Raw genomic sequence first — 19,852 nt, forward strand, 5'->3', positions numbered from 1 at the left:
TCTCTTTTGAACTGGAAGACCACCATGCCACTGCCACGCCTGCGCCTCCCCTTTCTGCTGATCGCCGCCGGCCTGGCCGCCACCGGCTGCACCGTCGGTGGCGATTACCGCCGGCCCGAGCTGCCGCAAGCGGCGCAGTACCTGCACCAGGCGGCGCTCGGCGCGCGCGAGGGTACCAATGCCGCCAACGTTGCCGAACTGCGGCAGTGGTGGACGGCCTTCGGCGACCCGCGCCTGACCCGCCTGGTAACGGTGGCGCTGGCGCAAAACCTCGACCTGGCGCAAGCGCAGGCCAGGGTCAGCCAGGCGCGGGCGGCCATCGGTGCGGCCGACGCCACGCTGCTGCCGTTGGCCAGCCTTGGCGGCCAGGCGGCGCGCGCCTACCAGTCCGTGCAAACGCCGCTGGGCCAGGTCTTGAATGCCACGCCAGGCCATGACCGCGCAGGCAGCGCGCGCGAATTGAACCTGCAGGCGTCGTGGGAACTCGACCTGTTCGGCGGCCTGCGCCGCGAACGCGAAGCGGCGCAGGCCGATTACGCAGCCAGCGAAGCGGGATGGGCCGCGACGCGCCTGGCCGTGGCGGCGCAAACGGCCGACCTGTACCTGACGATCCAGGGTTTGCAGGCGCGGCTGGAGCTGGCGCGCCGCCAGGTCGACACCGACGCGGCGTTGCTGGAACTGGCCACGCTGTTATATGGCAAGGGATTGGCGAACGAGCCGGTGCTGCGGCAGGCCGAAGCGTCGCTGGCGCAGGCGCGCGCCGTCGTGCCCGGCCTGGACGCGGCCCACGAAGTGGCGCTGCATGCGCTCGACGTGATGCTGGGCGCGGCGCCAGGCACCTATGGCGATGACATGGCCGCCGCCGGCGTGATGGCGCGCGCGCCGCGCATCACGGCCGGCGGCTCGCCGGGCGAACTGCTTCGGAGGCGGCCCGATCTGATCGCCGCCGAACGGCGCCTGGCCGCCGCCAGCGCGCGCACCGGAGCGGCCGTCGCCGAGTACTACCCGAAACTGAGCCTGGGCGCGCTGTTTGGCAGCGCCACGGCCGGTGGTGCCCTGTTCGGCAGCGGCTCCGGCCAGGCCGCCGGCATGCTGGGCCTGCGCTGGCGCCTGTTCGATTTCGGCCGCATCGACGCGCAGATCGAAGCTTCCCGCGGCCAGGAAGCCGAGCTGCTGGCGGCTTACCGGCTCGCAGCGCTGCACGCCGCCGAAGACGTGGAAAACGCCGGCTCGGCCCTGCTGCGCCACGAAGAACAGGCCGCGTTGCTGGCGCAAAGCGTGGAATCGCTAGCGCGCGCCCGCGCCGCCTCGCTGGCCGCCTACGAAAAAGGCGCGGTCAGCCGGCTTGACGTACTGCAGGCCGACACCAGGCTGTTGCGCGCAGCGGACGCGCGTGCGCAGGCGCAAACGGCATCAGCGCGCGCGGCCGTCGCCACTTACCGGGCGCTGGGCGGCGGCTGGCAGGCGCCGCAAGACGAAACGCAGGCGGTGGCCAGCAGGTAAATGCGGATGGCAGTCATGCCCTCATTGTTCCACCGCTGTCTGGCGCGGACGGTGGAACAGCATTGCCAATTGAGTAATTTTTCCCCATACTGCCAGGCCTTGCCCTTGCATCCCATCTTTGAACATGACCATCAGCCTGCGTCCCGTTACCGCCGACAATTTCGACATCATCAGCGAACTGCCCCTGCTACCGCAGCAGCGCGACTATCTGGCCAGCAATGACTATTCGATTGCGCAGGCCAGCTTCTACCCCGCCACCATGCATACGCGCGCCGTGTATTGCGATGAGGAGGTGATCGGCTTCCTGATGTTTGTCTCGCCCGATGCCGACGACCCGCCCGGCTATTACCAGATCTGGCGCTTCATGGTCGACCACCGGCGCCAGGGGCAAGGCCATGGACGAGCCGCGCTCGCCTTGGCGCTGGCGGAAATCCGCGCCCGCCCGGATGCGCGCAGCATTGAAATTTGCTACAAGCCCGGCAATGCCAACGCGAAACAGTTTTATGCCAGCATGGGATTCGTGGAAAAAGGCATGGATGCCGATGGCAACGACATGCTGGCCGTCATCGATCTGGCTTAATCGCCGGCGGCTAGCTGGTCCGATGTCCTGGCATCGAACGCCAGCCGCGCCGCATCAATGGCGTCGCGGTGGCCATGGGCCCAGGCGCCCAGCGCGCTGATGGGAATCAACAGCGAACGGCCCAGGTCCGTCAAGGCGTAATCGACGCGCGGCGGCACGGTGGGAAACACGGTGCGCGTCACGAGGCCGTCGCGCTCGAGCCCGCGCAAGGTCAGGGTCAGCATGCGCTGCGAAATACCGCCGATCAGGCGGCGCATCTCGTTGAATCGCTTGGTGCCATTGCCCAGCAAGATCACCACCATCACGCTCCATTTGTCGCCCACCCGCGTGAGGATATCCGTGATCGGGCGGCAGGAAGCGGCCACGCCCGCATGGCCGCCTTCGTCGCGCATGCGCCGTTCCAGCTCCGCCCCTTGCGCGGCGGCGTCGCCAATAGTCACATCCATGTGCCCCAGTGTGGAAAAAGTGCCTTCTTGTGCGTTCATTTGATAGTCACTATATTTAACTCGGTTACAAAAACATACCACCCGATCATACCACCCAAGAAGGCTTACATGAACATCCTGCACATCGATTCGAGCATCCTCGGCGAGCATTCCATCAGCCGCCAGTTGTCCGCCGCCATCGCCACCCGCCTGCAAGCGGCCGCGCCTGGCGCCACCGTCCAGTACCGCGACCTGGCGGCGCAACCGCTGCCGCAATTTACAGCCGCCCCCAGCGACGCCGACGGCGCAACGCTGGCCGGCGCGCTCGAGCAAGTGCTGGCCGCCGACGTCATCGTCATCGGCGCGCCCATGTACAACTTCGCCATCCCCAGCCAGCTGAAATCGTGGCTCGACGCGCTGGCTGTGCCCGGCAAAACTTTCCAGTACGGCGCCAATGGCCCCGAAGGTTTGCTCGGCAGCAAGCGCGTGATCATCGCCTCGACGCGCGGCGGCTACTATGGCGCCGACACGCCGATGGCCAGCCTGGAACACCAGGAAAGCCATCTGCGCGCCTTCCTCGGTTTCCTCGGCGTCACGCAGATCGAGATCGTGCGCGCCGAAGGCGTCAAGGTCAGCGACGCAGCCAGGGCGCAAGCATTGACGGGCGCTTTCGAGCAGATCGGCGCGCTGCAAGCCGCGTAAGGGATCGCCGGCTGCGCCGCGAACCGTTGCGGCGCAGCCCATGGTGGCCGGCCGGCAAGGAAGCGCCAGATGCGCTAAGCTGCCGGAACCCCAACCACAAGGACCAACATGACCCTGATCATCGTCGCCACCATCGATGCCCAAGCCCAACATATCGACGCCGTGCGCGCCGCCCTGGAAGCCGTCGTACCGCCGAGCCGCGCGGAAAGCGCCTGCCTGCGCTACGAACTGCACCTCGACAACAAGATTCCCACGCGCTTCATCATGCTGGAAGAGTGGACCGACAAGGCTGGCCACACGGCGCATGAAGCGACACCGCACTTCAAGACGCTGGTCTCCGCCGTGGGCGACAAGGTCGTCAAGATCGACATCGCGGAATTGAGCAAGCTGAAGTAACGGCCAGCGGGTCGCGCAAGCGCGCGACCATCTTGGCAAGTTGCCATCTATAATATGGCAACTTTTCTTTATGGCCATCATGACTCCATTTTCCAAGATACAAAGCGCCCTTGCGGCCGCCGCCTTGACCCTCTGCATCAGCGCTTCGGCGCAAGCTCCTCTTCCTCTGACCAAGCTGGTGGGCGAATACAATCTGGCCTCGTCGGCGACCGTGCCGGCCAGTACCTGGGGCTATTCCAAGGGACGCATTTTGGTCAAGCAGCTCGATGACCGGCATCTGATGATCGTCCTGTCCTGCGAGTGGAAACGCGAACCGAAGGCCGTCTGCGGCGATTATTTCTATGCCCAGCAACGCGACGACGGCCTGTATTTGCAGGACATGAATACCTTCGCCATGCGCCTGTACTTCGATCCCGCCTCGCGCAAACTCACCATCATTTCGCGCGGCGCCGACGCAAAACAGAGCGTACGGCATGACGTGTTCGCCACCACCACCGCGCCACTCACGGACCCCGCCCTCGTGCGGCGCATGAAGCGCGAGCTGTCGAATGCCGACAGCAAGGAGAACCGGCGCGTGTTCGGGCCCTACACCAAGTGGGACTACCAGGAAAACCGCATCGAATTCCAGCGCCAGGACTTGACGACACCGTAATGGCGCACCTGCTCCAGCCCCTGCGGCGCCAGTTGCTGCGCCTCGCCGGTGTCCTGCTGTGCTCGCCCCTGCTGGCGCGCGCGGCAGACAACGACCTGCCCCGCGCCGTGCGCCAGCGCATCGTGGCCACCCTCGACGCACCGCCGCCCAAGGTGCTCAATGTGCACCATCTGGCGCTGATACGGCGTTTCAACATCGGCTGGTCGCCCGTGGAAAGCGGCGCGCCCATGCTGAACCCGGCGTACCCGCTGGGCAAAGGCGATACCCTGGCGCTGGCCATGCAGGCGATCGCCGGCAAGGATGCGGCGCTGGCCGCCCAGCGCCTGATGGAAGCGGCCCTGCTGCTGCCCCACTTCGTGCAGATGGCCGACCTGAAAGCGGGCAGCTATGCCAACGGCAAGACGCCGTTCACCTTGACGGCCCGGCATCTGATACTGCTGCGCCAGCAGTCGTGGATGTCGGTGGAGATGCTGGGCATGGGTGCGGAAGACTACCTGGCCGAAGGCTATTGGCCGACCCCGTCCGTCGACGGCAAGCGGCCATACGGCGAATTCACGAACTACCCGGTGGAAATGGCGCAGGCACTGGACTTGCCCGTGCGCCAGCAAGCGAACGGCAGCTTGTCCATCACGCCCGCGCTGAGAGACGAACTGAAAGTGCTGCACCAGCAAACCATGCCGGCGCTGCAAGTGTTCGTGCGGGAAGCCGGGTTGCGGCGCAATACGGTCTGATACGCAAGCAGCCTGTATGGGCGCAATGGACCTACCCTTTTTCAATGCCAATCATTTTTGGCGACGACGGGTCTTTTCTGCGCTCGCAGACCAATACGCGCAATGCGACAGATAGCGGCACGCCATTGGTGTGCAAATATTTGGCGGCAACAGCGGTGCCAAGCATTTCCTGGAAAATAATCGCCACATCTATTTTTTGTGCTGTCAATGCATCGATCCGCCTGGGATAATCAAGCGCAACCTGCGCGAGGCTACCGATGTAGTTTTTATTTACCATGTAAATTCATATCAAGTATGGGACAAGCACCGTATGCTTCCGCTTCGGACTACCGCAATTCGGCAGGCCGCATTCATTGATCCTTTTTCAGTATCTTGCGCATCTCCGCTCTTACTCTGTGAATACGGCTTCGCACTGCTCCCATCGGGCATCCCATCTTTATTGCAATCTCTTCATAGCTCATCCCTTCATCCTCGCGCAACAATAATGCCTTTTTCAAGGGAGGCGGCAAATTGGCGATTCGTCGAATAATTTCCATTCCAGTTTCCATTGCACTACATATCTCTTCCGGACTATCCTCATGAAACATGCTCAATGCATCAATGGAATAATCTGCATCATCAATTACATCAAGCAAGCCCGACTTAACGCCTCCCGTATGGCAGCAATAATTTTTTATACTATTCGATGCCATTGAATATAACTTCGAATAAAACATCGAACATCCACAACATTTTTCAAACCATCGAAAGACATTGAGAAATATAATCTGAACCATGTCATCAATATCTTCCTCGCGATGAATATCATGACTTACCATATTTCTTATCTGGCCACGATATCTGATATACAGCACATGAAATACCTCTGCAGTATCCGCACAAGTAATTTCCATTAAGTAATTTTCATTCCCCATGGGCATGCACCACTCACTGAAGCCACAGTTGATCCTATATCCTAGCAGCAAGAATATATCTTCAATCCAATACACAAAAAACATTGATTTATATCAATAGGATAATGCAATAGGATAAATGTTATGAAAAGTTAAATGCATGTTCTTTCGAGAAATAATTTACATGGAACATTTTTCCAACACAAGAACAGGGAAAAATGGTCCATTTAGGGAATTCTAATTTATTAAAATAAATAAATATTTCCCATTTGAAATTCTTACCAGTGAAAGATTGTTGATGTGTTCACCTTCGTGCGCTAGGGCAAATTTTTATGTAGTAATATTTAAAAAATATTCAAAGCATTCTGGGTGAGCATTTCCAATGATAAAAAAACAAGCACTTCATACGTCATCGAGTTTACGCAACGAACGACGCGGGTCTTAAAGTCGCTCAATGCTGAGTCTGGACGAATGAAGATTGATATCAAAGACACGGCGATGCCGTTCGACACGCGTATAGTCGATGCCTGGGTCAGCATCGAAGACGGCATCCTGTGGCTGGAGCACGAAACGGGAGAGGACTATACGGTGAAAATCAGGCTTGCCACGGTGCTACGCTGGTCACGTGAACCTAAATGGTAGCCAGGCTGCCGGCGTTACAAGGAATCGAGGTTTGCCAGTATCTTGCGCGCCTGTTCCTTGAAATCGGTGATCGCCGCCTCGTCCATCTTCTCCAGCTGGCGGTACGCCATGCCTATGCGGGGATGGCGTTCCAAGGTGTCCGCGTTGCGATGGAAAAAATCCCAGTACAGGGCATTGAAGGGACAGGCGAGCTCGCCGATGCGCGCCTTTTTATCGTAATGGCAGCCTTTGCAATAGTCGCTCATGCGGTCGATATACGCGGCACTGGAGACATACGGCTTGGTGGCCAGCTGCCCCCCATCGGCGAACTGGCTCATGCCGACTGTGTTGGGCAGCTCCACCCACTCGAAGGCGTCGATATAAATGCCAAGGTACCAGCCATGCACCTTGGCCGGATCGATGCCGGCCAGCAGCGCGAAATTGCCGATCACCATCAGGCGCTGGATATGATGCGCATGGGCCTGTTCCAGCGACTGGGTAATCGCCTGCGACATGCAATGCATCTTAGTCTTGCCATCCCAGAACCATGACGGCAGCGGGCGCGCATGGCCAAAGAAATTCTTTTCGGCATACCCTGGCATCTGGGCCCAGTAGACGCCGCGCACATATTCGCGCCATCCCAGGACCTCGCGTATAAAGCCCTCCACCGCAGCCAAGGGGGCATGGCCGGCGTGATAAGCCGCTTGCGCCCTGGCGACGACTTCGCGGGGATTGAGCATTTTCACGTTCAGAGCGAACGACAGCAGGGAATGAAACAAGCGCCACGCCTTGACGCTCATCGCATCCTGAAAGTCGCCAAAATGCGGCAAGGCCCGCTCGATGAAGGCGTCGAGCTGCTGCAGCGCCTCCTCCCGGTTCAGCGCCCACGCCAGCCGGTCCGCACGCGGCGCGCCAAAGCTCTTCACGCCCGCATCGATAATGCTTTGCCATAGCGAAGAATGGTCATGCACGCTGCGTGGATCCTGTGGCTCGGCGGGCGTGCCGCGCCAGGGCTTGCGGTTGTCGTGATCGAAGTTCCACTGCCCGCCGACGGGTTTTTTCGCGTCTTCCATCAGCACTTGGTGCGTGCTGCGCATCTGGCGGTAGAAAAACTCCATCAGCCATTGCTTGCGCCCGGCGAAAATATCGGCTGCCTCGTGGCGGGCCGTGTAGAAATGGTCGCTGTCGACCATCAGCCATGGAATGCGCGAGCGGCGCCCGGCCTGGTACAACTGCTGGTCGAGGCGCCACTCGTCGGGCGCCTGATATTCGAAGCCGGCGGCGTCATAGCGAAGAATCAGCGTCTCGATATTCTCCGGTATCGAGCGCGTACTTGCCACGTCGTCGATGGCGATGTAATGCACGGTGTGGCCGCGCTGGCGCAGCTGGCGCGCCAGCTCGCGCATGGCGGCGAAGATCGCCAGGATTTTCTGCGCATGGTGCAGCACATAGTCGGTTTCCTGCCGCACCTCCATCTAGACATAGATGGTGGCGTCATCGACTTCGGTGAACCAGCGGTGCTGCGCATTGAGCTGGTCACCGAGTATCAGGCGCAGCGTAGGCTTCGGCGAGGTCATGATTAATATGTGCGATGGTTAAATTCGCCGTGGCGGCGGCGCTTATCCCTGCGGCGCCGGCACCGGCTGCGGTACGGGAGCGGGCGCAGGCGCCGCCTCCGGCACCGCCTTGCCATGCGACTCCTGTCCGCCATCGCCCTCGGCCGGCATGGCCAGCGGCGCTGGCGGCGCACCCTCTTGCAGCAAATCTCCCGGCTCTTCCACCGGTTCGTCCTGCGGTTCCTCGACCGGTTCCACGTGGCGCAGCGGCGGTGGCGGCTTACCGCCGGGGAAGATGGCGTCACGCGACAGCTTGCCCGTGTCGAGCGCCGTCTTGAAAAAGTCGCCCACCACCAGCACGGCGTTGTGGCCGCCCTGGCCCCAATAATTGCTGCGCATGGTGACGCGCGCGTCATTGAAGCCTACCCAGGCGCCGCCCACCAGTTCCGGATGCATGAGGATGAACCAGCCGTCCGCATTGTTTTGCGTCGTGCCGCTCTTGCCGGCCACGTCGGAACGGATGCCGAAGCGGCTGCGGATGGCCGTGCCCGTGCCGCGGTCGATGACGCCGCGCATCATGTCCGTCAGCGTGGCGGCCGATTCGGCCTGCATGGCGCGCTTGGGCTTGTCTTCGCCGAAACGGGCGATGACCTTGCCTTCGCGGTCGGTAATATGCGTGACGACAAACGGCAGGCGCGCTTCGCCCTGTGCCGCGATGCTGGCGTAGGCGTTGACCATTTCCAGCAAGGTGACGGGACTGGTGCCCAGCGCCAGCGACGGCACTTTTTCCAGCTTGCTGTCGCGGATGCCGAGCGCGCGCGCCAGCTTGATGATCGGCGGCAAGCCGACATCCTGCATCACTTGCGCCGTGATCGTGTTTTTCGAGTAGACGAGACCGTCGCGCATGGTCATGTCGCGTCCCGTCGTGCCGCTCATGTCCGTCGGGCGCCATTTCGTGCCGTCGGCCGCCTTGATATCCATCACGGCATCGCGGTAGACGTGTTCAGGACTGAGCCCCTTTTCCAGCGCCGCGCCATACACGATGGGTTTGAAGGTGGAGCCGGGTTGGCGCGCCGCCTGCGATACGTGATCGAACTGTTCGCGCGCAAAGTCGCGGCTGCCTACCCAGGCGCGCACGGCGCCCGTGGCCGGGTCCATGGCAGCAAAGCCCGCTTCCAGGCGCGTCTTCGATTTGCGCAGGGCCCCCATGAAGGCGCGGTCGCCCTTCAGCTGCGCCAGCGCCGCCTCGGGCGTGCCGCCGGCCGCCGTCAGCTTGCGGTAGTCGGCCGATTCGCGCACGAAGGCGTCGAGCAAGGCCGGATGCGACTTCCAGAAATAATCGAAGGCCACGCTGCCGCCCTGCATGCCCGCGTACATGCCCGTCGAGGTGGACGACGGCACGCCCGCGCGGCTCCATTCCACATCGGCGATCGCCTGCAAGGCATTCGCCTGGCGCTCGACGGCGCGCTCGGCCGCCTGCTGCAAGTCGTAATCGAGCGTGGTGTGCACCACAAGGGCGTCCAGCTCCAGGTTGTAGTCGTTTTCATCAGCCCACTCAATCAGCCACTTGCGCACATAGGCCGTGAAGTGGCTGTCCGACTGCGCCCGCTCGCTCTGGCGCTCGAAATGCAGGCGCAGCGGGCGTTTGATCAACTGTTTGTAGCGCGCCTCGTCGATGACGTCGTGCTTGCGCATCTGCCCCAGCACCACGTTGCGGCGCTGCAGGGAGCGCTCGGGATTGCCGACGGGATTATAGTAATTCGTTCCCTTGAGCATGCCAACCAGGGTGGCACTTTCCAGGATATCGAGGCGCGACGCGGGCTTGTCGAAATACGTGCGGGCCGCCATCTCGATGCCGTAGGTGTTGTACAGGAAAGGCACCGTATTCAAATACGCTTCCAGGATTTCCGTCTTGCTGTAGGTGGCCTCGATCTTCAGGGCCGTGATCAGCTCCTTCAGCTTGCGGTTCAGGTTGCGCGAACGGCCGATTTCCTCAGGGAACATATTGCGCGCCAGCTGCTGCGTGATGGTGGAACCGCCCTGCGGGTTGCCGCTCGCCGTGTGCAGGATGGCGCCTGCCGTGCGCGTGAAATCGACGCCGTGGTGGTCGTAGAAGCGGTGGTCCTCCGTCGAGATCAGCGCGCTGATCACGTTCGGCGAAATCTGCTTTAACGTGACCCGTTCCTGCAAGCCCTGGTCGAAGCGGGCCAATTCCTTGCCGTCGGCGCTGACCATGGTGCTCGGCGCGGCCGCGCGCGCCTGGCGCAAGTCGTGGATGCTCGGCGTCAGAGGGATCAGCAGCAGCATGTAGAAGGTCAGCAGCGCCAGCACGGCCAGGAATGACCATAAGCCCAGCACCAGCGCGCGCCGCACGGGCGGCAAGGTCATCAGGTGCGCGTGGCCGCGCCGGTAGAGCGCCACTGCTCTCACCCACGCCACGCCCGCCACGCGCAAGGCCTGCGCGCGCGTCCATGTCCATGCCTGTGTTGCTTTTTCCTGAAACTGCTCCATGCCTGATGCCATGCTTGTAACCTTGTCTGATGCCGGAAAATCCGTTTCAGCAAGTATATAGGGCGGGCAACAAAGCGGGCCGGAATTTACGCCAGGCAAGCATCGAGGCGGGCCACAGTGACGCCGACATACGCGCCCACGCAGCGCCCGTCATGCGTCGTAAACGGGTTTTCCAGTTGCAGCAGGCCGCAATCGCAGATGACGGGATCGACCTGGGTCACGACGCCCAGCGCCAGGTAGCGCCAGCCGTCAAGCCGGCGCAGTCCCTTTTCCCGATCGGGGTTGGCGCGGAAGATGGCGTCCCAGTCGTCCATCTCGCCGGGCATGGGCCACAGTTCGAGCTGGACTTGCGTGCCAGCGGCCATCCGCCCGCCGCCGAACTCGTCCATCACATGCAGGCGCTGGCCGCCCACTTCGATGACGGCTTCCAGGTACTCGCCATCGGAGGCGATGAAAGTGGCGGCAACGATGCTGGCCGTCACTTCTGCGCCTGCTCCAGCAGGGCCGGCAATTCTTTCAGCATCGCTTCGCGCGTGCGCAGGCCTGCCGACTGCTGGCCCTTCTGCTCGTCCTGCACCAGACGCGCGAACACGATGCTGCGCTCGCCCTTGCTGGCCCAGCCCACGAACCAGCCATAGCCATGCGCTTCGTCGAAGCTGCCGTCGGCCTTGCGCGGGAAAGCCGCGCCCGTCTTGCCGTGCACTTGCCAGCCGTCCACATCGGCCAGGCGCGTCAGGCGCCGCGTCTGTTCCATGGCCTGCTTGGAGACGGGCAATTGATCGTTGACCAGCTTGCGCAGGAAGCCCAACTGCTCGAGCGGCGAAATTTTCAGCGAGGAGCTGATCCACGAGCGCTCCAGGCTGTTGTCCTTGCCCTTGTCGCCCGACACGTCCGCATTGCCATAGCGCAAAGCCTTCGCGTATTTCTGGAAACGCTCGGCGCCCAGCGCCTGCGTGATCTGCTGCGAATACCAGACGACGGAATACTGCATCCAGCGCGACGGGTCCGTGTCCTGGCGCCAGGCTTCGCCGCCCCAGTCCACATAGCCCTGGCGGTATGGCAGGCTGGGCTTGTGCTCGTCCTTGAGGAAACCGGCGTCATAGCCCATCAGGCTGAGCGCGATCTTGAATGTGGATGCGGGCGTGACGCGGTCGAGACAATTGCCCTCCTGCAGCAAGACCGTGCCTGTCTTGGCGTCGGCCATGGCCGTGCAGATGGTGGCGGAATGGGCTTGCGAGGCGGCCAGAACGGCGCCTGTCAGACCGAGGACAAACTGGAAGAATGCGCGATATTTCATGGGCCTCCGGGGTTGGGGGAGTAGGGGTTGGGGGAGTAGGCGAAATTGTACCGGGCGGCGCGGCGCGATGCCAGCGCGGATGCGTCACCTTGACGTTAGTGACCGCCCGGCTGGCGCTCCCGCCTCAGCCTCTCCTCTTCCAGCTCATCCATGCCCAGCTTTTCCTCGTCGATCAGTGCATGCTCGCGCCGTTCGCGTTCCAGTTCTTCTTCCAGGCTGTCGTCGTCCACTTCCCGCTCGTTTTTCTCCGGCATGCTGTCTTCCTCCACGGTGGTTGAGTGAAAAGCTCAGGCAAGCTTGCCCGCCTGCGCCATGGCATCGTGCGGATGCAGGCTTTCCATGTGCCGTACGGTAACACGCGCTTGCGCATAACGCGGCTGCAGCGCCGCCTGCACGCGGCGGGCCGCGTCTTCCACATACATGAGGTTAGCACCATTCAAGCGCGCGAACGCCTGCTCGTCGGCCCGTTTCACTGCCGTCTGCAGCGGCGTCGCCAGCGCCGCTTCCACCAGGTCGATGAGGGGAAACAGGTCCAGCTCCGCCTGTTCCATCAATGGCACGGTGACCGTCGCCGTGCTGCGCTGGCTGTGCGGCGTGGCCAGGCTCCCGTGCTCCTGCAGCCATGCGCGCACGGCCGCACCGTCGATGCCGCCCGCGCCGAACCTCGCCGCAAAGGCGTCGACCAGCAGTTGCCGCGCCAGCGCCGCCGAACACGGGCAGGTCGACGAGTAGCCGATCTCCACCGTCAGGGACAGGGCAAAGCCCTGCGGCGACCAGCTGGCCTGCAGGCGCACGGGATACGATTTCCAGCCCGCCAGCCCCGCCGTCAGCAGCGCCGGCTGGCGCCGCAGCACGGGAAACGCCAGCGCCAGGCGCGCCTGCGTGCTGCCGCAATCGGCGTGGCTGTCCACCATGCGCCGCAGCAAGGCGGCCAGCGCGCTGGCATCGAGCGGCTGCGCGGCGGCAAACGCATCGAGCAGCAGATACAAACGCGACATGTGGATGCCCTTGACTGCCGGATCGGGCAGATCGACCTGCACGTCGGCCCAGGCATGGACTTGCTGCGCTTGCCCGCCCTCTTCCAGCCACAAGGGCAAGGCGATGCCCTGCATGCCCACCCACTCGAGCGGCAAGGGACTGCCCAGATGGGGGCCGGCCGCCACGTCGGGCAAGGGAGAGGAAATCGAATCGCGCTTCATGGTCATGGCCCCATATGCAAACAAGTTGCATATAATGGAGAAAAGCCGCCATATTTGCAAGTATATTGCATTAAAGTGATGCGATATTTTTCTTGACGCGCTAACACATGTCAGATAATGTTGACATATGACAGACATCAACACACCACCGACCGGCGAGCGCTTGCTGCTCATGCTGGCGGCGCTCGACAACCCGCACCGGCTGCGCATCATCGCGGCGCTGGCCAGCGGCGGGCGCAATTACATCAGCCAGCTGGCGCGCGACCTGGGCATCAGCCGGCCCCTGCTGCATTTGCACCTGCAAAAACTGGAACACGCGGGACTCGTCACCAGCCAGCTGGAGCTGTCGCACGACGGCAAGGCCCTCAATTACTTCGAGGCCAGCCCATTTGAATTGCGGCTGACGCCGGCCAGCATCGCCGCGGCGGCGTCCTCGCTCACCCCCAACCCGGATCAATCCTGAACTGTAGAGGCCATCATGTCTGAAAATATCTTTTTTGCCGCCTTCTTCTTCCCCTGCACGGCCGCCGTCATCATCTTCGCCCTCAAATACACGTCCGGCATCGTGCAGGCGCGCGCCAGGCTGGCGCAGGACGGCGCCTACCAGGAGCTGGCCAAATCGATGGCCGCCGCGCAGGTGGAAACGGCAGCGTCGCTGGCCGCATTGAGCGCGTCCGTGGCGCAAATCCAGGCGCGCCTGGGCAGCCTGGAAACCATCCTCAAGGAAGTCGAATAAACCCTTTCCCCTAACGTGAGCAGGAGACCGCACCATGAATACCGTATCGACCGCCCGTCTGTATGCGCTGCGCGCCATGTATCTGCTGGTCGTCGTGGGCCTCGGCAGCGTGCTGTGGCCCGGCATCGTCACCCCGCACGCGCCGTGGGAACTGATGCGCGGCACCGTGAACTGCATGCTGGCCGCGTTTTCATTGCTGTGTTTGCTGGGCTTGCGCTATCCGCTGCAGATGCTGCCCGTGCTGCTGTGGGAAGCGCTGTGGAAGACCCTGTGGCTGCTGCTCGTGGCGCTGCCGCAATGGCTGCACGGCGGCCTGGATCCCGCCACCGCGCAATACGTGTTCGAGATTTCGTTCGTCGTGCTCGTCTACCTGGCCATTCCGTGGCGCTACGTACATACCCAGTACGTACGCAAGCCAGGTACGCCATGGCGCCAGCTCAGGCAGCCTTGCGAAACGTCAAATTGATGCGCTGCGCGCCCAGCACCACGTGTTCGCCTTCCTTCAGCGGCGCCACGCCGTGGAAGCGCAGGCGATCTACGCCGCCCCACACCACGACGTCGCCATGCAGCAGGCCGATGCGGGCCGCCTTGTCGGCCCGCTCGGCGCCGCCGAACAGGAAGGTGGCGGGCAAGCCCAGCGAGACGGAAACGATGGGCGCGTTGAAATCGCATTCATCGCGGTCCTGGTGCAGGGCCATGCGTGCTCCGGGCGCATAGCGGTTGACCAGGCAGGCGTCGGGAACAAAGCCCGGATAGCCGGCGGCCAGCGCCGCCGCCTGCGCCAGGCGCAGGAACACGAGCGGCATGGGAGGCCAAGGCAAACCGCTGGCCGGATCGAGGCGCGCGTAGCGGTAGCCGCGTCCATCCGTGACCCAGCCAAGAGGGCCGCAATTGCTCATGGCAACCGACATGCGCAAGCCGCCCGGCGTGGCCATGTGGCGCAGGGGCGCCGCCAGCACGATGGCGTCCAGCGCCGGCAGCACCTCATCCAGGTAAGGCAGCGCAAAACCGCGCAGCAGGACGGACGCGGACGAGCCCGGCACCAGCGGCGCGGGGCCGGCCGGGACTTGCTCTTCATCGGCGAACAGGGACAGGTTCATGTTGCCTATTTTAGCCGCGCCACACAAAAAGCGCGCGCGGCTGTCCCATGGTGCGCTACAGTAGCGCTTCCAGCCACTACCGCCCTCTTTCACGATGGATCATTACGCCGATTTGCTGCAAACCCTGGCGCAACAGGAAGAATCCCTGCAATTCGAACGCTTCGACAACGATGCCGCGCTGGCCGTGGGCCTGTGGATCGTCGAAGAAGTGCGCAAGCGGGGCAAGGCCGTCACCGTCAACATCACGCGCAATGGCCAAGTGCTGTTCCACCACGCCATGACGGGCGCCACGGCCGACCAGGCGGACTGGATACGCCGCAAGAACAACACGGTGCAGCGCTTTTGCCGCAGCTCCTATTACATGGGCATCTCGTATAAAAGCCGCGGCAGCACCTTTGAAGACGTGAAATACCTCGATGACATCGAGTACGCGGGCCACGGCGGCGCCTTTCCCCTGCTGATACGCGGCGTGGGACTGGTGGGCACGGTAACCGTGTCCGGCCTGGCGCAGGCCGACGACCACGCGCTCGTGGTGGCCGCGCTGCAGGCGCAACTGGAACGCTAGCTTTCCAGCGCCCTGCGCAAGGCGGCGCGCGCCAGCAGCCGCGTGGAGTCCAGAGTCGGCAGCGGCGAATTGGCGTCGCTGATGATCAGCGGGATTTCCGTGCAGCCGAGGATGACGGCGTCGCAACCCTGCTCGCGCAAGCCGCCGATGATGGCCTGAAAGCGCGCCACGCTGTCTTGCTTGACCACGCCCGGCACCAGTTCTTCCATGATGATGCGGTTGATCTCGCTGCGTTCGTCCTCGCCGGGCCGCACGCAAGCGATGGCGCGCGCGGCCAGCTTGCCCGGATACACGGCGCTGTCGACCAGCCAGCGCGTGCCCGTCAAGCCCACCTTCTTGAAACCACGCGCGGCCGCTTCGGTGGCCACCACGTCGGCGATATGCAACCATGGCAACGGCGAACGGGGCGCCATCAGCTCGAATGCCTGGTGGATGGTGTTGTCGGGGCAGATCAGGAATTCGGCGCCAGCCGCGTGCAGCTTGCGCGCCGACGCCAGCATCAGCTCGGCCACGCCGGCCAGATCGCCCCCGTTCAGGCACTCCACGTAACGCGCCAGCGGCGGCGTGTGCACCGTTACTTCCGGGTGCTCATACGCCCCCAGCGCATGCGCGCCCTCTTCGCAGATCGTGCGGTAGCACAGGGCCGCCCCTTCGGCCGAACAGCCGACGATGCCGATATGTTTGCTCATGCTCTTCTTCCTCCTTAAATGCGCTGGCCGCCGTCGATGGGAATTTCCGCGCCCGTGATGTACGAGGCGCGCTCGCTGCACAGGAACTCCACCAGATCCGCTACTTCGGCCGTCGTGCCCAGGCGGCGCAAGGGGATTTGCGTGTCGACGATGTGCGAAGTGCCCGGCGACAGGATGGCCGTGTCGATCTCGCCCGGTGCGATGGCGTTGACGCGCACGTTCAGCGGCGCCATGTCATTCGCCATTTCGCGCGTCAGCGACGCCAGCGCCGCCTTCGAACTGGCGTAGGCGGAACCGGCAAACGGGTGCACGCGGTAGCCGGCGATCGAGCACAGGTTCACGACGGAGCCATGCGCGTTCGACAATTCCTGCGCAAAGCCGCGCGTGAGCGCCAGCGGCGCGAAGAAATTCGTGTTGTACATTTCCTGCCACGTCTGCATGTCGGTGGTCAGCGAATTGACGCGCGAGCCGCCCGGCCCCTTCGGCGACACGCCCGCATTGTTCACCAGCGCGTGCAATTTCGAGTCACCCAGCATGGGGCGCAGGGTGTCGACCATCTGACCGATCTGGCTCAGGTCCGACAAATCCATGCACACATGCGTGTTGTGCTCCTGGCTGCGCGGACAGCCGCCGGGAATCGGGCTGCGCGAGACGGTGATGACCCGCCAGCCCAGGCTGCGGAAGCGTTCGGCCACCGCATGGCCGATGCCGCGGCTGGCGCCCGTGACGATGGCGGTTTTCTGTTCAGTCTTGTGCTTCATGTTCTTTCTCGTCCTTTTCTTTCTGTGTTGCACCGGCGTGCATGCGCTCCTGGCGCATGACATAGGCGAGCATTTGCGCGCCGCCGTCGAGGATGTCCTGTTCGATGGCGCGCCGCGCGGCCGCGCCGTCGCGCTGGCGCAGCGCGCCGATGATGGCGTGATGGTGGCCCACCCGCATGTCGGGCGAAAAGCTGGCATAGCCGGCGGCGATCAGCGGCGCCGTCTGCATCCACAGATGGTCGACGAAGCGTTTCAATGTCGGCATGCCGGCCGCCTGTGCCAGGCCCAGGTGGAACGCCTGATTGCATTGCAGTGCCGCCGCCAAGTCGTGGCGCGCGATGGCTTCTTCGTTCGCCTGCAGCAGGCGCTCGAGGTCGGCCAGGGTGGCGTCGTCGATGCGCTGCGCCGCCTCGAACGCGCCCAAGCCTTCCAGTTCCAGGCGCAGCGCGCGGATTTCCAGGTAGCGCGACACGCTCAGCACGGGCACGCGGAAGTCGCGCGGCGAGCGCAGCACCAGCGCCTCTTCCTGCACCAGCTGCAGCATGGCGTCGCGCACGGGCGTCACGCTCGTGCCCAGCTGCAGCGCCAGTTCGCGGATGCGCAGCCGGTCATTCGGCTGGAAGCGCCCGGCCGCCAGCGCCTCCCGCAGCATCGCATACACGGACTTGCCCAGATTGACGTGCACCAGGCTGTCCAGGGGTTGGTTCATAGGTATTTTCACGCTCAGTAAATTATGATGCATCATACATCAATGGATAAAACAGTGTTTTTCCATACGTGCACCGCAGACACGATGCAGCGCAAGCACGTACAATCAGCCGCCACCGTATCGAAAGGAACGCACTTGAACTGGGATTATTCGCACGCCCACACCCTGCCCGTCACGCCGGAACCGGGCGACATCGACGGCTTGCAGCACACCAACAACGCCGTCTACGTGCGCTGGTGCGAACATATCGCCTGGCACCACTCGGCCATGCTGGGGCTGGACCTCGACGATTACCGGCGCCTGGACCGGGCCATGGCGATACGCCGCGGCGAATACGATTACCTGCTGCCGACGCGGGCCGGCGAAGCGCTGACCCTGGCCACCTGGCTGTGCGCCAGCGATGGCCGCTCCAGCATGGAACGGCGCTTTCAGCTGGTCCGCGACAGCGACGGCGCCACCGTCGTGCGCGGACGCTGGGACTTGATCTGCATCGAACTGAGCAGCGGCCGCGCGCGCCGCTTGCCGCCCGAGTTTTTGGCCGTGTACGAACCGGCCATCGTCGCGACCGGTGCGCAGGACACAGAGGCCTAGACCGCCGTTTGCGCGCCGTTCGGCGAAGATGCGAGGCTTTTCTTGCGCCCCCGCAGTGCAACATGCATTTCGCTCCTGCTTTGCCCGTCCATGCTTTAGAATCAGCGACCTCAGCCCCGTAAAAACAGGATAAAAGATATGACGGCAGTCGGGATTACAGAACCACAAGAGCTCAAACGCGGCCTGAAAAGCCGCCACATCCAGCTCATCGCCCTGGGCGGCGCCATCGGCACCGGCCTGTTTCTGGGCATCGCGCAAACCATCAAGATGGCAGGACCTTCCGTGCTGCTGGGCTACGGCATCGCCGGCGTCATCGCCTTTTTGATCATGCGCCAGCTGGGCGAGATGGTGGTCGACGAACCCGTCGCCGGCTCCTTCAGCTATTTCGCCGACAAATACTGCGGCCACCTGCCCGGCTTTTTGTCGGGCTGGAATTACTGGGTGCTGTATGTGCTCGTCAGCATGGCCGAACTGACGGCCGTCGGCATCTACGTGCAGTACTGGTGGCCGGGCGTGCCCACCTGGGTTTCGGCCCTGGTCTTCTTTTGCGCCATCAACGCCGTCAGCCTGCTCAATGTGAAGGCCTTCGGCGAGATGGAATTCTGGTTCGCCATCATCAAGGTGGTCGCCATCATCGGCATGATCGTCTTCGGCTCGTACCTGCTCGCTTCCGGCGACGCGGGCCCGCAAGCGTCGGTGGCCAACCTGTGGCAGCACGGCGGCTTCTTCCCGAATGGCTGGCAAGGCCTGGTGATGGCCATGGCCGTCATCATGTTCTCGTTCGGCGGTCTGGAACTGGTCGGTATCACGGCGGCCGAGGCGGATGACCCGAGCACGACGATCCCGCGCGCCACCAACCAGGCCATCTACCGCATCCTGATTTTCTATATCGGCGCGCTGGGCATTTTGCTGTCGCTGTACCCGTGGCAAAACGTCGTCACTGGCGGCAGCCCGTTCGTGCTGATCTTCCATGCGCTCGACAGCAACCTGGTGGCCACGGCCCTGAACGTGGTGGTGCTGACGGCCGCCCTGTCCGTGTACAACAGCGGCGTGTACTGCAACACACGCATGCTGTTCGGCCTGGCCAAGCAAGGCAATGCGCCGCGCGCGCTGCTGCGCCTGAACCGCCGCGGCGTGCCGCTGGCGGCGCTGGGCGTGTCCGCGCTGGCGACGGGCGCCTGCGTGGTGGTCAATTACTTCATGCCGGGCGAAGCGTTCGAAGTGCTGATGGGCCTCGTTGTTTCGGCCCTAATCATCAACTGGGCCATGATCAGCTGGATCCATTTGCGCTTCCGCGCGCAGAAGAAGGCCGAGGGCAAGACGACCCTGTTCCAGAGCCTGGGCTACCCGTTCACCAACTACCTGTGCCTGGTCTTCCTGGCCGGCATCCTGGTGATCATGTATTTGACGCCGGGCCTGCGCATCTCCGTCTACCTGATCCCCGTGTGGCTCGCCGCGCTGGGCATCGGCTACTGGATCAAGCAAAACAAGGCCAAGGCATAGGCTTGCGCTGTATTCTGCAATCAGCAAACAAAAAGCCCGTCTTCGCAGACGGGCTTTTTGCATCAAGCGCTGCCGTTTTTAAGCGGCGGCGGCCTCGCCTGCATCCGGTTGCACATCGGCTCGCCACAAGCC

Annotated in this window: 25 protein-coding genes and 1 pseudogene; 13 read left to right on the forward strand and 13 right to left on the reverse strand. The window is 63.1% G+C overall.

All coding sequences use genetic code 11. The annotated features are described in order from the left end of the window. The first annotated feature begins 24 nt into the window (after positions 1–24). Positions 25–1,503 carry an efflux transporter outer membrane subunit gene (locus VM94_RS07545; RefSeq protein WP_046682894.1) on the forward strand — a complete coding sequence of 493 codons (1,479 nt, stop codon included), beginning with the start codon at positions 25–27 and terminating at the stop codon, positions 1,501–1,503. A 124-nt stretch (positions 1,504–1,627) separates the two neighbouring features. Continuing rightward, complete coding sequence (locus tag VM94_RS07550) at positions 1,628–2,083, forward strand: GNAT family N-acetyltransferase (RefSeq protein WP_046683111.1); 456 nt, start codon at positions 1,628–1,630, stop codon at positions 2,081–2,083. Here VM94_RS07550 and VM94_RS07555 read toward each other — a convergent pair. Continuing rightward, a complete protein-coding gene (locus VM94_RS07555) occupies positions 2,080–2,475 on the reverse strand; it encodes a winged helix-turn-helix transcriptional regulator (RefSeq protein ID WP_046683112.1) in 396 nt (131 codons plus the stop codon). The two genes, VM94_RS07550 and VM94_RS07555, sit on opposite strands and share 4 nt — an antisense overlap. A 162-nt stretch (positions 2,476–2,637) precedes the next feature. Here VM94_RS07555 and VM94_RS07560 point away from each other — a divergent pair, with 162 nt between their 5' ends. The 4 genes from VM94_RS07560 to VM94_RS07575 all read left to right on the forward strand — a co-directional run bounded on the left by VM94_RS07560 (position 2,638) and on the right by VM94_RS07575 (position 4,989). Continuing rightward, positions 2,638–3,210: an FMN-dependent NADH-azoreductase gene (locus tag VM94_RS07560; protein WP_046682895.1), complete on the forward strand. Its 573-nt coding sequence runs from the start codon at positions 2,638–2,640 to the stop codon at positions 3,208–3,210. Positions 3,211–3,318: 108 nt separating this feature from the next. Continuing rightward, positions 3,319–3,606, forward strand: a complete 288-nt coding sequence (locus tag VM94_RS07565; RefSeq protein ID WP_046682896.1) for a putative quinol monooxygenase — start codon at positions 3,319–3,321, stop codon at positions 3,604–3,606. 79 nt (positions 3,607–3,685) lie between these two features. Next, positions 3,686–4,258, forward strand: coding sequence for a hypothetical protein (locus tag VM94_RS07570; protein WP_046683113.1), 573 nt, complete (start codon positions 3,686–3,688; stop codon positions 4,256–4,258). Continuing rightward, the gene (locus VM94_RS07575; RefSeq protein ID WP_052755606.1) at positions 4,258–4,989 is read left to right on the forward strand and encodes a hypothetical protein; all 732 of its coding nucleotides are present in this window, start codon (positions 4,258–4,260) and stop codon (positions 4,987–4,989) included. The genes VM94_RS07570 and VM94_RS07575 overlap by 1 nt, the downstream gene beginning before the upstream one ends. Before the next feature lie 31 nt (positions 4,990–5,020). Here VM94_RS07575 and VM94_RS07580 read toward each other — a convergent pair whose 3' ends face one another. Beyond that, the gene (locus VM94_RS07580; RefSeq protein WP_046682897.1) at positions 5,021–5,266 is read right to left on the reverse strand and encodes a hypothetical protein; all 246 of its coding nucleotides are present in this window, start codon (positions 5,264–5,266) and stop codon (positions 5,021–5,023) included. Positions 5,267–5,339: 73 nt separating this feature from the next. Continuing rightward, positions 5,340–5,903: a sigma-70 family RNA polymerase sigma factor gene (locus tag VM94_RS27735; protein ID WP_160309281.1), complete on the reverse strand. Its 564-nt coding sequence runs from the start codon at positions 5,901–5,903 to the stop codon at positions 5,340–5,342. A gap of 348 nt (positions 5,904–6,251) precedes the next feature. Between VM94_RS27735 and VM94_RS28140 the strand changes: the two genes are divergently transcribed. Continuing rightward, positions 6,252–6,524 (forward strand): hypothetical protein, encoded by a 273-nt coding sequence (locus tag VM94_RS28140; RefSeq protein ID WP_138829109.1) that lies wholly within the window; start codon positions 6,252–6,254, stop codon positions 6,522–6,524. Positions 6,525–6,538: 14 nt separating this feature from the next. Here VM94_RS28140 and VM94_RS07590 read toward each other — a convergent pair. The 6 genes and pseudogenes from VM94_RS07590 to folE2 form a co-directional block, all read right to left on the reverse strand. Further along, a pseudogene (locus VM94_RS07590) lies at positions 6,539–8,080 on the reverse strand (cryptochrome/photolyase family protein). 42 nt (positions 8,081–8,122) lie between these two features. Then, positions 8,123–10,582 (reverse strand): penicillin-binding protein 1A, encoded by a 2,460-nt coding sequence (locus VM94_RS07595; RefSeq protein WP_046682899.1) that lies wholly within the window; start codon positions 10,580–10,582, stop codon positions 8,123–8,125. Between the two features lie 74 nt (positions 10,583–10,656). Beyond that, positions 10,657–11,052 (reverse strand): hypothetical protein, encoded by a 396-nt coding sequence (locus VM94_RS07600; protein ID WP_052755607.1) that lies wholly within the window; start codon positions 11,050–11,052, stop codon positions 10,657–10,659. After that, complete coding sequence (gene blaOXA / locus VM94_RS07605; protein ID WP_046682900.1) at positions 11,049–11,867, reverse strand: class D beta-lactamase; 819 nt, start codon at positions 11,865–11,867, stop codon at positions 11,049–11,051. Before blaOXA ends, VM94_RS07600 begins: the two co-directional genes overlap by 4 nt. Positions 11,868–11,962: 95 nt before the next feature. After that, positions 11,963–12,121, reverse strand: coding sequence for a hypothetical protein (locus tag VM94_RS28485; protein WP_160309282.1), 159 nt, complete (start codon positions 12,119–12,121; stop codon positions 11,963–11,965). A 33-nt stretch (positions 12,122–12,154) separates the two neighbouring features. Continuing rightward, positions 12,155–13,072 (reverse strand): GTP cyclohydrolase FolE2, encoded by a 918-nt coding sequence (gene folE2, locus VM94_RS07610; protein WP_138829110.1) that lies wholly within the window; start codon positions 13,070–13,072, stop codon positions 12,155–12,157. Between the two features lie 121 nt (positions 13,073–13,193). On the opposite strand from folE2, the gene VM94_RS07615 reads away from it, so the two are divergent. From VM94_RS07615 to VM94_RS07625, 3 genes are read left to right on the forward strand one after another with little or no spacing between them, the layout of a single operon-like run. Next, positions 13,194–13,529, forward strand: a complete 336-nt coding sequence (locus tag VM94_RS07615; protein WP_046682901.1) for an ArsR/SmtB family transcription factor — start codon at positions 13,194–13,196, stop codon at positions 13,527–13,529. Between the two features lie 15 nt (positions 13,530–13,544). Further along, positions 13,545–13,802: a hypothetical protein gene (locus VM94_RS07620; RefSeq protein WP_046682902.1), complete on the forward strand. Its 258-nt coding sequence runs from the start codon at positions 13,545–13,547 to the stop codon at positions 13,800–13,802. 34 nt (positions 13,803–13,836) lie between these two features. Then, entirely contained in the window at positions 13,837–14,268 is a 432-nt protein-coding gene (locus VM94_RS07625; protein WP_046682903.1) for a hypothetical protein, read from the forward strand. Here the strand turns inward: VM94_RS07625 and alkB are convergent. Then, entirely contained in the window at positions 14,240–14,902 is a 663-nt protein-coding gene (gene alkB / locus VM94_RS07630) for a DNA oxidative demethylase AlkB (protein ID WP_046682904.1), read from the reverse strand. The two genes, VM94_RS07625 and alkB, sit on opposite strands and share 29 nt — an antisense overlap. Before the next feature lie 94 nt (positions 14,903–14,996). Here alkB and VM94_RS07635 point away from each other — a divergent pair, with 94 nt between their 5' ends. Further along, positions 14,997–15,467, forward strand: coding sequence for a heme-degrading domain-containing protein (locus VM94_RS07635; RefSeq protein ID WP_046682905.1), 471 nt, complete (start codon positions 14,997–14,999; stop codon positions 15,465–15,467). On the opposite strand, the gene VM94_RS07640 is transcribed toward VM94_RS07635, so the two are convergent. Genes VM94_RS07640 through VM94_RS07650 form a run of 3 tightly spaced genes read right to left on the reverse strand, consistent with a single transcriptional unit; the run spans position 15,464 to position 17,626 of the window. Next, positions 15,464–16,156 carry an aspartate/glutamate racemase family protein gene (locus VM94_RS07640; RefSeq protein WP_046682906.1) on the reverse strand — a complete coding sequence of 231 codons (693 nt, stop codon included), beginning with the start codon at positions 16,154–16,156 and terminating at the stop codon, positions 15,464–15,466. The genes VM94_RS07635 and VM94_RS07640 overlap by 4 nt on opposite strands. A 14-nt stretch (positions 16,157–16,170) precedes the next feature. Further along, complete coding sequence (locus tag VM94_RS07645) at positions 16,171–16,917, reverse strand: SDR family NAD(P)-dependent oxidoreductase (RefSeq protein WP_046682907.1); 747 nt, start codon at positions 16,915–16,917, stop codon at positions 16,171–16,173. Continuing rightward, positions 16,901–17,626, reverse strand: a complete 726-nt coding sequence (locus VM94_RS07650; RefSeq protein ID WP_046682908.1) for a GntR family transcriptional regulator — start codon at positions 17,624–17,626, stop codon at positions 16,901–16,903. The genes VM94_RS07645 and VM94_RS07650 overlap by 17 nt, the downstream gene beginning before the upstream one ends. A 135-nt stretch (positions 17,627–17,761) precedes the next feature. Between VM94_RS07650 and VM94_RS07655 the strand changes: the two genes are divergently transcribed. Both VM94_RS07655 and VM94_RS07660 read left to right on the forward strand, forming a co-directional pair. Further along, positions 17,762–18,217, forward strand: a complete 456-nt coding sequence (locus VM94_RS07655) for an acyl-CoA thioesterase (RefSeq protein WP_200899202.1) — start codon at positions 17,762–17,764, stop codon at positions 18,215–18,217. 138 nt (positions 18,218–18,355) lie between these two features. Next, on the forward strand, positions 18,356–19,720 hold the full coding sequence (locus tag VM94_RS07660; RefSeq protein ID WP_046682909.1) for an amino acid permease: 1,365 nt from the start codon (positions 18,356–18,358) through the stop codon (positions 19,718–19,720). Positions 19,721–19,852 lie beyond the last annotated feature (132 nt).

It is taken from the genome of Janthinobacterium sp. KBS0711 (assembly GCF_000988085.1).
Lineage (GTDB): Bacteria > Pseudomonadota > Gammaproteobacteria > Burkholderiales > Burkholderiaceae_D > Janthinobacterium > Janthinobacterium lividum_E.

Excerpts from the sequence above, each read along its gene's own strand:
- VM94_RS07545 (WP_046682894.1), top strand. The coding sequence starts at position 25 with ATGCCACTGCCACGCCTGCGCCTCCCCTTTCTGCTGATCGCCGCCGGC.
- VM94_RS07550 (WP_046683111.1), top strand. The coding sequence starts at position 1,628 with ATGACCATCAGCCTGCGTCCCGTTACCGCCGACAATTTCGACATCATC.
- VM94_RS07555 (WP_046683112.1), bottom strand. The coding sequence starts at position 2,475 with ATGCGCGACGAAGGCGGCCATGCGGGCGTGGCCGCTTCCTGCCGCCCG.
- VM94_RS07560 (WP_046682895.1), top strand. The coding sequence starts at position 2,638 with ATGAACATCCTGCACATCGATTCGAGCATCCTCGGCGAGCATTCCATC.
- VM94_RS07565 (WP_046682896.1), top strand. The coding sequence starts at position 3,319 with ATGACCCTGATCATCGTCGCCACCATCGATGCCCAAGCCCAACATATC.
- VM94_RS07570 (WP_046683113.1), top strand. The coding sequence starts at position 3,686 with ATGACTCCATTTTCCAAGATACAAAGCGCCCTTGCGGCCGCCGCCTTG.
- VM94_RS07575 (WP_052755606.1), top strand. The coding sequence starts at position 4,258 with ATGGCGCACCTGCTCCAGCCCCTGCGGCGCCAGTTGCTGCGCCTCGCC.
- VM94_RS07580 (WP_046682897.1), bottom strand. The coding sequence starts at position 5,266 with ATGGTAAATAAAAACTACATCGGTAGCCTCGCGCAGGTTGCGCTTGAT.
- VM94_RS27735 (WP_160309281.1), bottom strand. The coding sequence starts at position 5,903 with ATGGGGAATGAAAATTACTTAATGGAAATTACTTGTGCGGATACTGCA.
- VM94_RS07595 (WP_046682899.1), bottom strand. The coding sequence starts at position 10,582 with ATGGCATCAGGCATGGAGCAGTTTCAGGAAAAAGCAACACAGGCATGG.
- blaOXA (WP_046682900.1), bottom strand. The coding sequence starts at position 11,867 with ATGAAATATCGCGCATTCTTCCAGTTTGTCCTCGGTCTGACAGGCGCC.
- VM94_RS28485 (WP_160309282.1), bottom strand. The coding sequence starts at position 12,121 with ATGCCGGAGAAAAACGAGCGGGAAGTGGACGACGACAGCCTGGAAGAA.
- folE2 (WP_138829110.1), bottom strand. The coding sequence starts at position 13,072 with ATGACCATGAAGCGCGATTCGATTTCCTCTCCCTTGCCCGACGTGGCG.
- VM94_RS07615 (WP_046682901.1), top strand. The coding sequence starts at position 13,194 with ATGACAGACATCAACACACCACCGACCGGCGAGCGCTTGCTGCTCATG.
- VM94_RS07620 (WP_046682902.1), top strand. The coding sequence starts at position 13,545 with ATGTCTGAAAATATCTTTTTTGCCGCCTTCTTCTTCCCCTGCACGGCC.
- VM94_RS07625 (WP_046682903.1), top strand. The coding sequence starts at position 13,837 with ATGAATACCGTATCGACCGCCCGTCTGTATGCGCTGCGCGCCATGTAT.
- alkB (WP_046682904.1), bottom strand. The coding sequence starts at position 14,902 with ATGAACCTGTCCCTGTTCGCCGATGAAGAGCAAGTCCCGGCCGGCCCC.
- VM94_RS07635 (WP_046682905.1), top strand. The coding sequence starts at position 14,997 with ATGGATCATTACGCCGATTTGCTGCAAACCCTGGCGCAACAGGAAGAA.
- VM94_RS07640 (WP_046682906.1), bottom strand. The coding sequence starts at position 16,156 with ATGAGCAAACATATCGGCATCGTCGGCTGTTCGGCCGAAGGGGCGGCC.
- VM94_RS07645 (WP_046682907.1), bottom strand. The coding sequence starts at position 16,917 with ATGAAGCACAAGACTGAACAGAAAACCGCCATCGTCACGGGCGCCAGC.
- VM94_RS07650 (WP_046682908.1), bottom strand. The coding sequence starts at position 17,626 with ATGAACCAACCCCTGGACAGCCTGGTGCACGTCAATCTGGGCAAGTCC.
- VM94_RS07660 (WP_046682909.1), top strand. The coding sequence starts at position 18,356 with ATGACGGCAGTCGGGATTACAGAACCACAAGAGCTCAAACGCGGCCTG.